At 66.3% G+C, this 13,603-nt stretch carries 11 protein-coding genes and 2 riboswitches; of the genes, 4 read left to right on the forward strand and 7 right to left on the reverse strand.

Going from position 1 to position 13,603, the window contains the following annotated elements; translation table 11 throughout:
- On the reverse strand, positions 1 to 471 hold the full coding sequence (locus AC56K1_RS02950; RefSeq protein WP_497156334.1) for a GspH/FimT family pseudopilin: 471 nt from the start codon (positions 469 to 471) through the stop codon (positions 1 to 3).
- Positions 465 to 866, reverse strand: a complete 402-nt coding sequence (locus AC56K1_RS02955; protein WP_497156335.1) for a type IV pilin protein — start codon at positions 864 to 866, stop codon at positions 465 to 467. Before AC56K1_RS02955 ends, AC56K1_RS02950 begins: the two co-directional genes overlap by 7 nt.
- A gap of 189 nt (positions 867 to 1,055) precedes the next feature.
- Between AC56K1_RS02955 and AC56K1_RS02960 the strand changes: the two genes are divergently transcribed.
- A complete protein-coding gene (locus AC56K1_RS02960) occupies positions 1,056 to 2,714 on the forward strand; it encodes a peptide chain release factor 3 (RefSeq protein ID WP_497156336.1) in 1,659 nt (552 codons plus the stop codon).
- 45 nt (positions 2,715 to 2,759) lie between these two features.
- Here the strand turns inward: AC56K1_RS02960 and AC56K1_RS02965 are convergent, their stop codons facing one another.
- A complete protein-coding gene (locus AC56K1_RS02965; protein WP_497156337.1) occupies positions 2,760 to 3,047 on the reverse strand; it encodes a hypothetical protein in 288 nt (95 codons plus the stop codon).
- A 341-nt stretch (positions 3,048 to 3,388) separates the two neighbouring features.
- On the opposite strand from AC56K1_RS02965, the gene AC56K1_RS02970 reads away from it, so the two are divergent.
- Positions 3,389 to 5,071 (forward strand): methyl-accepting chemotaxis protein, encoded by a 1,683-nt coding sequence (locus AC56K1_RS02970; protein ID WP_497156338.1) that lies wholly within the window; start codon positions 3,389 to 3,391, stop codon positions 5,069 to 5,071.
- A gap of 75 nt (positions 5,072 to 5,146) precedes the next feature.
- Here the strand turns inward: AC56K1_RS02970 and gcvP are convergent, their stop codons facing one another.
- The 3 genes from gcvP to gcvT form a co-directional block, all read right to left on the reverse strand.
- On the reverse strand, positions 5,147 to 8,029 hold the full coding sequence (gcvP, locus tag AC56K1_RS02975; protein ID WP_497156339.1) for an aminomethyl-transferring glycine dehydrogenase: 2,883 nt from the start codon (positions 8,027 to 8,029) through the stop codon (positions 5,147 to 5,149).
- Between the two features lie 106 nt (positions 8,030 to 8,135).
- A complete protein-coding gene (gene gcvH / locus AC56K1_RS02980; protein WP_497156340.1) occupies positions 8,136 to 8,516 on the reverse strand; it encodes a glycine cleavage system protein GcvH in 381 nt (126 codons plus the stop codon).
- A 46-nt stretch (positions 8,517 to 8,562) separates the two neighbouring features.
- Positions 8,563 to 9,681, reverse strand: a complete 1,119-nt coding sequence (gcvT, locus tag AC56K1_RS02985; protein WP_497156341.1) for a glycine cleavage system aminomethyltransferase GcvT — start codon at positions 9,679 to 9,681, stop codon at positions 8,563 to 8,565.
- 48 nt (positions 9,682 to 9,729) lie between these two features.
- Positions 9,730 to 9,831: riboswitch (glycine riboswitch) on the reverse strand.
- An 18-nt stretch (positions 9,832 to 9,849) separates the two neighbouring features.
- Positions 9,850 to 9,935: riboswitch (glycine riboswitch) on the reverse strand.
- A gap of 176 nt (positions 9,936 to 10,111) precedes the next feature.
- On the opposite strand from gcvT, the gene AC56K1_RS02990 reads away from it, so the two are divergent.
- On the forward strand, positions 10,112 to 10,672 hold the full coding sequence (locus AC56K1_RS02990; protein ID WP_497156342.1) for an ATP-dependent Clp protease proteolytic subunit: 561 nt from the start codon (positions 10,112 to 10,114) through the stop codon (positions 10,670 to 10,672).
- Between the two features lie 92 nt (positions 10,673 to 10,764).
- On the opposite strand, the gene AC56K1_RS02995 is transcribed toward AC56K1_RS02990, so the two are convergent.
- Positions 10,765 to 10,977 carry a hypothetical protein gene (locus AC56K1_RS02995; protein ID WP_497156343.1) on the reverse strand — a complete coding sequence of 71 codons (213 nt, stop codon included), beginning with the start codon at positions 10,975 to 10,977 and terminating at the stop codon, positions 10,765 to 10,767.
- A 283-nt stretch (positions 10,978 to 11,260) separates the two neighbouring features.
- Between AC56K1_RS02995 and AC56K1_RS03000 the strand changes: the two genes are divergently transcribed.
- Complete coding sequence (locus AC56K1_RS03000; RefSeq protein ID WP_497156344.1) at positions 11,261 to 13,573, forward strand: DUF1631 family protein; 2,313 nt, start codon at positions 11,261 to 11,263, stop codon at positions 13,571 to 13,573.
- Positions 13,574 to 13,603 lie beyond the last annotated feature (30 nt).

The following is a 13,603-nucleotide window of genomic DNA, read 5'->3' on the forward strand; positions in this document are numbered from 1 at the left end:
TCAGCACGCCGCACTGGATTGGCCCGGGCGTCCGGACAGGTCCACCGACACGCAGCGCAAGTCGTCGCTGCTGTCGATGCTGATGTCGAAGGCAGGCAGGTCGGCCCCGCGCACGCGGCCGTTAGGCAGGTAGACCACGTTGGCCGGGCCCTCGATCACGGTGCCGGGCACGGCCGGGTGGTCGTCGAGCAGCCGGTCGGCGTCGCCCGGGGCGGCGATCTGCCAGCCCTGCTGCCAGGCGCCTGCCGCGGCCGGGGCCAGGGTGACCGCGGTATTGCGCTTGATTGCTTCGCTGCGCGCCCGGTTCAGCGCGCTGTACAGGTCGGTGCTGACGCTGCGCGCGCGCATGGTGGCGGTCAGCTTGCCGTAGGCGGGCGCAGCCATCGCAGCCACGATCGCCAGCACGGCCAGCACGATCATCAGCTCGACCAGGGTGAAACCGCGCTCGCGCGTCAGGGAGAAGCTCACCATTTGTCGCCCGGCAAGCGGGTGCCGGCCTGGTTGACCGACAGCTCGCCGTCCTCGGCCTGGATGGTGTTGTCGACCGGGGTGGCGGTGATGATGAAAGATTGCGGCGGGCCGTCCTCGACCGCGATCTCGATGTCGTACTTGCTCGACACGGCATCCGGCACCGGCAGTGCCAGGTCGTCCACGCTGGCGGCATAGCTGCGGGTATCGGCCATGTACTGCACTTGCGCCTGGGCCAGCTCCATCAGGTAGCTCTGGGCCGCGCTGCGGTTGCTGCGCACGAGGTACTGGCCGTAGGCGGGGTAGGCGATCGCCAGCAGGATGCCGAGGATGGCAACCGTTACCATGAGCTCGACCAGCGTGAAGCCGCGCTGGCGCCGGGAGAGGAAGGAATGCATGGGATCGCCTTAGAAGAGCAATGAATGTTGCCCAGTATAAACACACAAGCTGTCAAATTGCTGAACCGAGGCTGACAAAATGCTGACAGTGGGGCGGTTGGCGGGGCCAGATGAGGCGGGCCGTCCACACAAGGGACTCCATACCCGGTAAAATCGCCGGTTTTGCATCAATCCATTTTGGCCGAGACCATGGCATCCGACACCGCAGCAACCCTCCCCGAGTCCCAAGACGGCGCCGCCGCAGCCAAACCTGCCGCCGTGATCGCGCGCGAAGTCGCGCGCCGCCGCACCTTCGGCATCATTTCCCACCCGGATGCGGGTAAAACCACGCTGACCGAAAAACTGCTGCTGTTCTCGGGCGCGATCCAGCTTGCCGGCACGGTCAAGGGCCGCAAGAGCGGCCGCCACGCGACCTCGGACTGGATGGACATCGAGAAGCAGCGCGGCATTTCGGTCGCATCCTCGGTGATGCAGTTCGAGTTCCGCGACCACGTGGTGAACCTGCTCGACACCCCCGGCCACCAGGACTTCTCGGAAGACACCTACCGCGTGCTGACCGCGGTCGACTCGGCCCTGATGGTGATCGATGCGGCCAAGGGCGTGGAAGAGCAGACCATCAAGCTGCTGGGCGTGTGCCGCATGCGCGACACCCCGATCGTCACCTTCATGAACAAGATGGACCGCGAGACCCGCGACCCGCTCGAGCTGTTAGATGAAGTCGAGTCGGTGCTGAAGATCGAATGCGCGCCGGTGACCTGGCCGATCGGCATGGGCAAGAATTTCCGCGGCGTGTACCACCTGCTCAAGGACGAGATCATGCTGTTCAAGGCGGGCGAAGAAAAAGCCGACGGCGCCTTCGAGATCGTCAAGGGCATCGACAACCCGAAGCTGGCCGAGATGTTCCCGCTCGAGATCGAGCAGCTGAAAATGGAAGTGGAGCTGGTGCACGGCGCCTCGCACGTGTTCGACCTGGAGCGCTTCCTGTCGGGCGTGCAGACCCCGGTGTTCTTCGGCTCCGCCATCAACAACTTCGGCGTGCGCGAGATCCTGTCGGCGCTGGTCGACTGGGCCCCGTCCCCGCGCGAACGCGACGCCACTGTGCGCGCCGTGGAGCCGGAAGAGCCGAAGTTCTCGGGCTTCGTCTTCAAGATCCAGGCCAACATGGACCCGGCCCACCGCGACCGCATCGCTTTCCTGCGGGTGTGCTCGGGACGCTTCGAAAAGGGCATGAAGGTCAAGCACCTGCGCCTGGGGCGCGACGTCAAGCTGTCGTCGGTGGTGACCTTCATGGCTTCGAGCCGCGAGCAGGTCGAGGAAGCCTATGCCGGCGACATCATCGGCCTGCCGAACCACGGCAACATGCAGATCGGCGACAGCTTCTCGGAAGGCGAGATGCTGACCTTCACCGGTATCCCGTATTTTGCGCCGGACCTGTTCCGCACGGTGCGCATCCGCAATCCACTGAAGGTCAAGCAGCTCCACAAGGGCCTGCAGCAGCTGGGCGAAGAGGGCGCGGTGCAGGTGTTCAAACCGGTACTGGGCTCGGACCTGATCCTGGGCGCGGTCGGCGTGCTGCAGTTCGAAGTCGTGGCCAGCCGCCTGCTCAATGAATACGGCGTGGACGCCGTGTTCGAGAGCAGCAGCATCAGCAGCGCGCGCTGGGTCTCGAGCGAGGACAAGAAATCACTCAGCGACTTCGAGAACCAGCTCGGCCACCAGGTCGCTTACGATGCGGCCGGCAATCTGGCTTTCCTGGCTACCTCGGGTGTCAACCTGCGCCTGACCCAGGAACGCTGGCCGAAGCTGACCTTCCACGCGACCCGCGAGCACGCGGCCAAGCTCGCGTAAGCTCCGCTATCCAGCAGCGCCGGTGCTCGTGCCGGCGCTGTCCTTTCAGAAGCCGATTCCGACGCTTCCCTTGAGCGTGCTGGCGTTGGTCGCGTTGCCGAACTTGGCGGCGCTGCCGTTCAGCCGCGCTTCGCCCCCGATCGTGGTCCGTTTATCGAGCTGGTACTTCGCCCCGATCGCGCCATAGGCGCCGGTGCCGGACTCGCCCGCGAATGCCGACGGCGTGTGCGGCCGCGAGTGGGCCGGCGCGTGCCGGCTGCTGCGCGTGCAGCCGGGCTGCTTCCTCGATCGTCTGCGCTGCGGCGCTGCCGCCGGCAGGCACATCCACGGCACCTGCGAGACAGAGTGCTTTCATGCGTCACCTTTTTATTTGGTCCAAAGCGCTCTGCCACGCCATCAAGGCGCACGGGTTCGCTTGTCATCCGGCCAATTGTAGCGTTCTGCCTATTAAACCTTGCTTAAGCCCGGCCCGCCCTCCGAGTGTCGCGTTGGCGCCTCAGGACTGTCAGCGGAACTGACCGAACGCAAGCCGGACGTCCGACAGGCCGCGTAGATTCGTTCAATGCGCTTAGGAAATTAAGCTTGTTAAACCCGAGGGAGGCATCATGCAGGTCCACCGAAATCCTTCCCCCGCCCGCAGGTTCCACCACGCCGCAGCACTGGCTGCCTGACCCATGCTGTCGCGACTGAAGATTGGCCCCAAGCTGCTGCTGGCCCCTGGCGTGGTCCTGCTGCTGCTGGTCATGCTGTCCAGCGGCGCCTACTATGCGATGGTGCGCCAACACCAGTCCCTGCAAGCCATCGTCGGTCCGCGCGCGGTGCAGATGCGCAGCACGACCGAACTGGTGGCCCAGGCCCAGCGCGTGCATGCCGATAGCTACAAACTGCTTACCTGGATCAGCAGCAGCTTCTCGCGTCCCCGCATCGACCTCCTGATCACCCAGATCCACCGCCAGAACGCGGCCATCGAGCGCTCCTTTGCCGAGCTGGCGCGTATCACGCCAGACGGCAGCGCCGAGCGCCGCCACGTCGAGCAGGCCAGGCATGCCCACCGTGTGTACGTGCGGGCGGCGCGCGAAGTTGTCGAGCTGGCGCATGCCGACCAGACCATCGGCGCCAACGCCATGATCAAGCCGGAAGCCGCCTTTGCCGTCATGGCGCAGCGCATGACCATGCTCGCCAGGCTCGAGCGCGATTTGTCCGAGCAAGCCTCGAACAGTGCCGCAGCCGACTTCCGCGTCACCGCCGGCTTGATGCCGGTGGTGATCCTGCTGGCGGTCGGGGTGTCGCTGGCGATCACGATGGCCGTGCGCCGGGTGCTCCTGCTTGAAATCCGTGGCATCGGCGCCGCGGCGCTGGGGCTGGCCAGCGGCGACCTGACCATCGGGCAGCGCGACTATGGCGACGACGAAATCGGCGAGACCTCGCGCGCCCTGGACGCCGGCATCCGCAACCTCAACGGCACCCTGCGCACGGTGCTGGAGTCGGCGCGCACGATCGGCAATACTTCGCGCGACATCAGCCTGGGCAGCCTGAGCATGCACAGCCGGGCAGTGTTCCGCAGCCGCTCGCTGGAAGATACCGCGGCCTCGATGCAGGAGCTGGCCGAGACGGTGTCGGTCACCGCTGACGGCGCACTGGCCGCCAACCGGCTGGCGCAGTCGGCGTCAAACAGTGCCCGCGCGGGTGGGCTGACGGTCGAGCGCATGGCGGCCACGATGGCGACGGTGAAGGAGGGCGCCTTGCGCGCCGCGGAAGTGGCCGGCGTGATCGACGCCTTTGCCAGCGAAGCGGGCACGCTGGCGCTCAACGCGGCGCTGGAAGCGGCTAGAGGCGGGCTGGGCGGGCGCGACTTCGCCGATGCCGCGGGCGAGGTGAGGGCCCTGGCGCAGCGCGCCGCCGGAGCCGCGCGCGAGGTGCGCGAGCTGGCTGCGCGTTCGGTGGCCGAGATCGAGGGCTGTACCGAATGGGCGCTGGACGCCGGCAGCAGCATGCTGGACGTCGCCACCTCGGTACGCAAGGTCGAGGATCTAGTGGGCAGCATCAAGCGCACCAGCGCAGGCCAGGCCAGCGGACTGGCCCAGGTCAACCAGGCGATCGTCCGGATGGACGAAGTGACCAAGCAGAACTGCGCGCTGGTCGAAGAAGCCGCCGCCGCCGCCCGCACGCTGCAGATGCAGGCGCTGTCGCTGTCGCGCACCGTCGCGGCTTTCCGCCTGGACGAATCCGAGACGGCACTGGCAGCGCCGCGGAAAAAGGAAAGCGGCGCCCCCCAGGCGACCCCGACGCGGGATCTGCCCAGGGAGCGCCGCCTTCACGAGCGCTCGCATCTACGGCTCGCCTCGAGCCGCAAGTAAAACCAGGAGCGTCTGACAGAACCCCCAGGGCGAAACGATGCAACGCCGCCTTGGGGGGGGAGATGTTGGACGCTCTTATTCGTAGTCGCTGATCGGCGCGCAACCGCAGAACAGGTTACGGTCGCCGTACACGTTGTCCGCGCGGCCGACCGGCGGCCAGTACTTCTTCTTGCGCAGCGACGCCACCGGGAAGGCCGCCACTTCGCGGGTGTAGGTGTGCTGCCAGTCGTCGGCAGTGACCACTTCCGCGGTGTGCGGCGCGCCCTTGAGCGGATTGTCCATCTTGTCGTACTCGCCGCGCTCGACCTTCACGATCTCGGCATGGATGGTGATCATCGCCTCGATGAAACGGTCCAGCTCCGCCTTGGATTCCGACTCGGTCGGCTCGATCATCAGGGTGCCCGGTACCGGGAAGCTCATGGTCGGGGCGTGGAAGCCGAAGTCCATCAGGCGCTTGGCCACGTCTTCGTTGCTGATGCCGGTCTTGTCCTGCAGTGGGCGCAGGTCGATGATGCACTCGTGCGCGACCAGGCCGTCGTGGCCGGTGTACAGCACCGGATAGTGCGGGGCCAGGCGGCGCGCGATGTAGTTGGCGTTGAGGATCGCCACTTCGGTCGCGGCGGTCAGGCCTTTGGCGCCCATCATCGCGATATACATCCACGAGATCGGCAGGATCGAGGCCGAGCCGTAGGCCGCGGCGCTGACCGCGCCAATGCCCGCTTCGTTGCGCACGTAACCGGTCGATAATTGGTTCGGCAGGAAGGGGGCCAGGTGGGCGCCGACGCCGATCGGGCCGACGCCAGGGCCGCCGCCGCCGTGCGGGATGCAGAAGGTCTTGTGCAGGTTCAGGTGGCTGACGTCGCCGCCGAATGCGCCCGGTGCGGCCACGCCGACCATCGCATTCATGTTGGCGCCGTCGACATACACCTGGCCGCCGTGCGCATGGACGATCTCGCACAGTTCCTTGATGCCTTCTTCGAACACGCCGTGCGTCGACGGGTAGGTGACCATCACGCAGGCCAGGTTGGCGCTGTGCTGCTCGGCCTTGGCGCGCAAGTCATCCAGGTCGACGTTGCCGTTCTCGTCGCAGGCGGTGACCACCACCTGCATGCCGACCATGCTTGCCGATGCCGGGTTGGTGCCGTGCGCCGACGACGGAATCAGGCAGATGTTGCGGTGGCCTTCGCCGCGCGACTGGTGGTATTTCTGGATCACGAGCAGGCCCGCGTACTCGCCCTGCGAGCCGGCGTTCGGCTGCAGCGAGATCGCGGCGTAGCCGGTGGCGGCGCACAGCATGGCTTCCAGCTGGTCGATCATCTCGCGGTAGCCGACAGTCTGGTCTTCGGGTGCGAACGGGTGGATGCTGGAGAATTCAGGCCAGGTGACCGGGATCATTTCCGAGGTCGCGTTCAGCTTCATGGTGCACGAGCCGAGCGGGATCATGGTGCGGTCCAGCGCCAGGTCCTTGTCGGCCAGGCTGCGCAGGTAGCGCAGCATCTCGTGCTCGGCGTGGTAGCGGTGGAAGGTCGGGTGGGTCAGGTAGGCGCTGGTGCGGGCGAGGGCCGTCGGGTAGGCCTCACGGGCATCGGCGTCCAGCGCATCGATGTCCACGGTCTTGCCGTTGCCGAAGACCGAGAACAGCAGGGCCAGGTCGTCGCGGGTGGTGGTTTCGTCCAGCGACACGCCGACGTGCTTGTCGTCGATGCGGCGCAGGTTGATGCCCTGGGCCGCTGCATTCGACAGCAGCGCCGCGGTGTCGGGAGTAGCGATGGTCAGGGTATCGAAGAAGGTCTGGTTGACCACCTCGACACCGAGCTGCTTCAGGCCAATGGCCAGGATCGCCGCCTGGCGGTGCACGCGCTGCGCGATCCGCTTCAGGCCATCCGGGCCGTGGTAGACCGCGTACATGCCGGCCATCACGGCCAGCAGCACCTGGGCGGTACAGATGTTCGAAGTCGCCTTTTCGCGGCGGATGTGCTGTTCGCGGGTCTGCAGCGCCAGGCGGTAGGCCTGGTTGCCCTGCGCGTCCACGGTGACGCCGACCAGGCGGCCGGCCATGCTGCGCTTGTACTCGTCGCGGGTGGCCAGGTAGCCGGCATGCGGGCCGCCGAAACCGAGCGGCACGCCGAAACGCTGGCTGTTACCGACGACCACGTCGGCGCCCCATTCGCCCGGCGCGGCCAGCATGGTCAGGGCCAGCAGGTCGGCGGCGACCACCACCATCGCGCCCATCGCATGCAGGTGTTCGCAAGCGGCGCGGTAGTCGCGCACTTCGCCGTTCACGCCCGGGTATTGCAGCAGCACGCCGAAGCAGGATACTTCCAGCTTCTCGATCTCGGCTGCGGCAATGACGCGCACTTCGACGCCGATCGGCTCGGCGCGGGTCTGCACCACTTCCAGGGTCTGCGGCAGCACGTCGTCGGCCACGTAGAAGACCTTCGAGGACGACTTGCCGACGCGCTGGATCAGCGTCATCGCTTCGGCCGCCGCAGTGCCTTCGTCCAGCATCGACGAGTTGGCGATGCCCATGCCGGTCATGTCGGTGATCATCTGCTGGAAGTTCAGGATCGCTTCCAGGCGGCCCTGCGAGATCTCCGGCTGGTACGGGGTATAGGCGGTGTACCAGGCCGGGTTCTCGAAGATGTTGCGCAGGATGACCTTCGGCGTGTGGGTGCCGTAATAGCCCTGGCCGATCATCGACTTCATGACCTTGTTCTTCGAGGCTAGAGCGCGCAGGCACTGCAGTGCCTGCTCTTCGCTGCGCGGCTCGACGAACTGGCCCAGGTCCAGCGTCTCTTTGGTGCGGATGTTCGCGGGCACGACCGCATCGATCAGGGCAGCGCGCGTGGCATAGCCCAGGGTCGACAGCATGGCTGCCTGTTCGGAATCGGACGGACCGATGTGGCGCGGGATGAACGCGTCGCGCAGTTCAAGTTGTGTGAGGCTGGTGCGGGTCATGGTAGGGGCCGGGAGAGAGTTGGCGCGGCGGCGCCGGGTAGTCGAGATGGTGCTGCGTAGGGGTTTTTCGCAGGGTGGGCGGGGATGCCGCCCACCCTGCGGGAAATCAGTTGCCGGTCGCCTTGGCGTAATCGTCAGCGCTCATCAGCTTGTCGATTGCGCCTGCATCCGAAGGCTGCAGCTTGAACAGCCACGCGCCAAACGCGTCGCTGTTGATCGAGTCCGGCGCATCGGCGACCGACTGGTTGATCTCGGTAACGGTGCCCGCGACAGGAGCGTAGATGTCGCTGGCGGCCTTGACCGACTCGACCACCGCGGCGTCGCCGCCGGCGGTGAATGCCTTGCCAACCTGCGGCAGTTCGACGAACACGATGTCGCCCAGTGCGTCCTGCGCGTATTCGGTGATGCCGACGGTCACGGTGCCGTCAGCCTCGCGGCGCACCCACTCGTGGGACTCGGTGTATTTCAGGTCGGTTGGAATGTTCATGTAAAAGCTCCAGTAGGTAAGGCGGACAGTATAACAATTCTTGTTTTCAGGCTGCGAGGACTTTGCCGTTGCGGACGAACGGCAGCTTCACCACGCTGGCAGCGAGCTTTTTATCGCGGATCTCGACGTGCACGGTATCGCCGATGGCCACGTCCAGCGGCACGCGCGCCAGCGCGATCGCCTGCTGCATGCTCGGGCTGAAGGTGCCACTGGTAATCTCGCCCGCGTTGCCGGAAGCAGCGACGACTTTCTGATGGGCGCGCAGGATGCCGCCTTTTTCGCGCAGGATCAGGCCGACGAAATTCGCGTTCTGGCCCTTGGCCAGCAGGGCGGCCTTGCCGATGAAGTCGCGCTCCGAGACCAGGTCGATGGTCCAGGCCAGGCCGGCGTCCAGTGGATTCACGCTGTCGTCCATGTCCTGGCCGTAGAGGTTCATGCCCGCTTCCAGACGCAGCGTATCGCGTGCGCCCAGGCCGGCCGGCTTGATGCCTGCTGCAACGAAGGCATTCCACAGCGCTTCGACGTTCGCGCTTGATACGCCGACTTCGAAACCGTCTTCACCGGTGTAGCCGGTGCGCGCGACCATGACTTCTCCGAACTGGGTGTCCGGGACGATCACGACGTTGAAAGGCTTGAGCGGCTCGGAAGCAGCCTGGGTGGCCGGCAGCACCTGCCAGAGCTTGGCGCGGGCGTTCGGGCCCTGCACCGCGATCAGGGCGATCGGGTCGTTGCCGTCGCGGCGCTGGGTGATGGTCACGCCGCTGCCGGTGGCGTCGTTCTGCTGGTTCATCCAGGCGACATCCTTCTCGGCGGTGCCGGCGTTGACCACCAGGCGGAACCAGTCTTCGGCAAAATAATAGACGATCAGGTCGTCGATCACGCCGCCTTCAGGGTTGAGCATGCACGAGTACAGCGCCTTGCCCGGGACCTGCAGCTTGTCGACATTGTTGGCCAGCAGGCCGCGGAGGAAAGCGCGCACATTGGCGCCCTTGAGGTCCACCACGCACATGTGCGAGACGTCGAACATGCCGGCGTCGGTGCGCACGGCATTGTGCTCTTCGATCTGGGAACCGTAGTTGACCGGCATGTCCCAGCCGCCGAAGTCGACCATCTTGGCGCCAAGGGCGCGGTGTGCGGAATTGAGCGGGGTCGCTTTGAGCGTCATGGAATCCTCGGGACAGTAATAGGGGTACGGGCACGCCTGGTGGGTGCTTGGATCCCCTCTGTCCTTGGTACCTGAGAGATAGCAGCGAAGCCGCCTGCCCCTTCGGTGGGCCGCCTGCAAAGGCAGCGGCCGCTCTCCAGAGTTGGGCCGGCCGCGCCTTGCGCTGCTGCCCCTTGACCAGTCCGTTTGCCTGAGAGTTTGTGGGTAGTGCCCCTTCGGCGGCAGGTAGGCCTGCGCTCTCCCGGTCAAGACTGTGGAGAATATGCCAGCCTCGGTTTGCTGTCAACCAGAGGCGGGGTGGCGCGGGCGTGCTGCAGGAGGCGTTTGGCTTGCTGAAAAGTATTGCTGCGCACTATTGGTGCCGGGCAGGCGGAGAGTCTGCACGTGTTTTGCTACACTTACACTACACACTTTGCAGTGGGGAAAGACGATGAGCGAAGACAAAGCGCAAGGAGCGAAAGAAGCCTGGTTCACGCTGTCCGGGGACGTCAACAGCGACATGGTGCACCGCGTGTTCGAGGCGGCCGCCAGCATGACCGAAGACGGCATCGAGACGGCCCATATCATGGTGCAGTCGAACGGCGGCTATGTCAGCGACGGCCTGTGCCTGCATAATTTCCTGGCCAATTCCCCGATCACCTTCGTGATGTACAACGGCGGGGCGGTGGCCTCGATCGCGGTCACGCTGTTCCTGGCCGGGACCCGGCGCTATTGCAGCGAAACGGCCCGCTTCATGGTGCACAAGTCACACGCGACGGCTTCGCCCGGTTCGCGCCCGGACGCACTCAACATCATCGTCGAAGGCCTGCGTGCCGACGATGCGCGCACCGAGTCGCTGCTGCGCAAGTCGGTCGAACTATCGCCCGAGCAGTGGGCGATCCACCAGTACTCCGACCTGCACCTGAATTCGCGCGACGCGAAAGCGGCAGGACTGGTGCACGACATCGCCGATTTCAAGCCCCCCAAGGGCGCGGTGCTGCGCAATATCTGAGCTCCAATGAAAAGCCCGCCATCGGGCGAGGGCGGGCTGGAATCCTGCGCTGTCCGAGGCAGTTGAGGGCCTGCCGTGGATCGATCGATGCTTCAGCGCTTCTTGTCGTTCTTGTGGCTTTGGCGGCCGGCTTCGGCGTGCTGCTCCGGCGTGCCGCCGCGGGTGCCGGCGCCGCTACCCGAAGCCGAACCCGAGCCCGAACCGGACTGCTTACTGCCACTGCTGCTGCCGGCGCTGTTACTGCTTTGCTGGCTGCCACTCTGGGAGCCCGAACGAGCGCCCTTCTTTCCTTGATTCGAGGCCATGGAGATGTCCTTTCAATGTGGAAAAAATACCTGATTGCCGAGCTGCGGATCGATACCGCAGCAATTCCGGTTGACCCATCATGCGTGTGGGTCCTGGCGATCGGTATCGGATCACAGCGTGATCCAGTGTAGGACAGCCGCCGACATACTCAAGGCATTATTCAGGCTGCCGGTTTGTGGGAGCCTGACGACATACCGAACCGAGCTATCCTCTTGTTCAAGTTTTTAGTTGCTAGTCGGAAATGTTGTGGCAAAATGCGGGAATACTCCGATCCTAGCCCCCATGTCCAGCCCGACCGCCCAGACACTTGCCGTTCGCAAGGCCGCCGCCACGCAGGCGACGCTGGACGAGCTCGTGGATGTCGCAGCGCGCCAGGCCGCGGATGGCCTGAAGGACATGGTCACGCGCATGGTGGCCGCGCTGCTAGACATGACCACGGCTGGTCCGGACCCGCAGCAGGCCGGCATCCGTGTCCGCTCGGGAAACCTGCTGAAAGATAACGCCTACGTCTTCGTCCACCTGGCCTCGATCGGCATCGAGCTGGCCTTGAAAAAGGAAGTGGCGCAGCTGGCGCCCGGACTCAAGCCGGCGCCGGCCGCTCCGGTGACCCTGAGCCTTGTGCCCCTCGAAGAGATGGACAGCCAGCTCGCTTACGCTTGCATCAGCCGTCCGTTCGACCTGTCCCATTCCGAAGCCCTGGCCAGCCTGGGCGTGCGGCTGGGCATGTTGCTCGGGCGCGAGCTGGTGCGCGCGGCGCACAATCCCTTCCGTCCCGAAGTCTTCCTGCGTGCGATCCAGGAGGCTTGGTGCGAGTTCGAGCCCGACCCGCAGGCACACGCCCTGGTGATGCCGCTGCTGCGCCCCGGTCTCGTGTTCGAGCTCGGGCAGCTGCTGACGGCCCTGAACGACAAGCTCAAGCCGGCGCGCGCCGGCCGGGAAGGCGAGCGCTTCGCCAAGACCGACGACAGCGCCAGCGCCAGGGCCGCGCGGGCACGGCGCGACGCCGCCGTCTCGCAGCAACTACGCCAGCTGTTCGGCGCGGCCGACGCGGGGCAGGGCGCCCACCCCGATATTCCGCTGATCGCCAACCTGCCGCAGGGGAGCGGCGGCTGGCGCCCCAGCGGCGCGGCCGGGTTTGCGTCCGGTTCGGCGCTTGCCGCATTGCCGGCAGCGGGGTTCGCCCCGGCGTCGCCCGTCCAGGCCGCGCCCTGCAACGCGGTCATGGCGCCCTCAGGGCCTGCGTATCCGGATGCGGCATCGCAAGCAGTGCTCCCGGCGCCCCTGATCGGCATGCTGGAAAAATTCGCTGCAGGTTTCCCCGCGTCCGGCCAGCCGGGCATGCCGGGCGGCGGGGAAGGCGCGCCGGCGCACGAAGTGTTCTACCTGCCGCGCCTGAAGCAAAGCCTGCCCCGGGGCAGCCTGTCGCGCGGCGACGAGACCACGCTCGACCTGCTGTCGCGCATCTTCGAGACCGTGCTGCTGGACGACGCGATTCCAAAGGAGACGCGCGATCTGATCGCCTTCCTGCAGGTGCCGGTGCTCAAGGCCGCGCTGCACGACCGCAGCTTCTTTTTCGAAGAAACCCATCCGGCGCGTCGCATGCTCGACCTGCTGTCGAACGTCGGCTGGGAGCAGCCGGGCAGCCCCGACGACCCGGTGTTCCGCGCGATGCGCAGCAGCGTGGAGAAGGTGCGCCGCGAGGCGCAGCCGGAAGCATTCGCCGCCGCCGTGGCAGACCTGGAGGCGAGCATCGCCGAGCGCGAGCAATCCCAGCAGGCGGCGATCGCCGGGCCGATCGCCCATGCCACGCGCCAGGAAAAGCAGGCCGCCGCCAGCCGTTCCGCCAAAAAAGCGGTGGCGCTGCGCCTGGCCGGCGAAGACCTCGTCGCCGTGGTCGGCACCTTCCTGGAGCAGCGCTGGACCCCGGTGCTGGCGCTGGCCTACACCATCGAGGACAGCAAGCCGGGCGCGGTCGACAACGCCACCCGTGCAATGGACGACCTGGTCTGGAGCGTCAAGCCCAAGACCACGCAGGAAGGGCGCAAGGCGCTGATCGCGCGCCTCCCGGCCCTCTTGACCACCCTGAACAAATGGCTCGACGCCGTCAAATGGCAGGATGCCGAGCGCCTGCAATTCTTCGCCGAGCTGGCCGAATGCCATGCCGCCATCGTGCGCGCCCCGATCGAGCTCGCGCCCGCGCGCCAGCTGGAGCTGGCGGTGGAAGCGGCCCAGCAGGACGCCTTGCGCCGCATCGCCGCAGAGCGGGCCAGCGCGCAGGAAGAGGAGGAAGCGGCGTCGGATCCGGCTGCCGCCACCCTGGCGACCCTGGAGCGCGGGATGCGCGTCGAATTCACGGGCAGCAGCGGCGTGCGCAAGGTCAAGCTGGCCTGGGTCAGCCCGCTGCGGACCCTGTTCATCTTCTCCGGCGCGGGCCGCCAGGAAGCGTTTTCGCTGCCGGCCGAGCGCCTGCTCGAGTCCTTCCGCACTGGCAGTATCCGGGTGCTGGCGCCGGAGGGCGTGGTCGGGCGGGTGCTGACCCAGGCCGCCGGCGAAGCCGCCATGAACGATCCGATGCTGGCCGCGCGCGCCGGCTGAGACGGAAGGCAAACAATTGCCTCGTTCGCA

The organism is Telluria sp. ZB4P37, assembly GCF_059685855.1.

Bases quoted from the DNA above. Each gene is read 5' to 3' on its own strand.
- AC56K1_RS02950 (WP_497156334.1), bottom strand. From the start codon at position 471: ATGGTGAGCTTCTCCCTGACGCGCGAGCGCGGTTTCACCCTGGTCGAG.
- AC56K1_RS02955 (WP_497156335.1), bottom strand. From the start codon at position 866: ATGCATTCCTTCCTCTCCCGGCGCCAGCGCGGCTTCACGCTGGTCGAG.
- AC56K1_RS02960 (WP_497156336.1), top strand. From the start codon at position 1,056: ATGGCATCCGACACCGCAGCAACCCTCCCCGAGTCCCAAGACGGCGCC.
- AC56K1_RS02970 (WP_497156338.1), top strand. From the start codon at position 3,389: ATGCTGTCGCGACTGAAGATTGGCCCCAAGCTGCTGCTGGCCCCTGGC.
- gcvP (WP_497156339.1), bottom strand. From the start codon at position 8,029: ATGACCCGCACCAGCCTCACACAACTTGAACTGCGCGACGCGTTCATC.
- gcvH (WP_497156340.1), bottom strand. From the start codon at position 8,516: ATGAACATTCCAACCGACCTGAAATACACCGAGTCCCACGAGTGGGTG.
- gcvT (WP_497156341.1), bottom strand. From the start codon at position 9,681: ATGACGCTCAAAGCGACCCCGCTCAATTCCGCACACCGCGCCCTTGGC.
- AC56K1_RS02990 (WP_497156342.1), top strand. From the start codon at position 10,112: ATGAGCGAAGACAAAGCGCAAGGAGCGAAAGAAGCCTGGTTCACGCTG.
- AC56K1_RS02995 (WP_497156343.1), bottom strand. From the start codon at position 10,977: ATGGCCTCGAATCAAGGAAAGAAGGGCGCTCGTTCGGGCTCCCAGAGT.
- AC56K1_RS03000 (WP_497156344.1), top strand. From the start codon at position 11,261: ATGTCCAGCCCGACCGCCCAGACACTTGCCGTTCGCAAGGCCGCCGCC.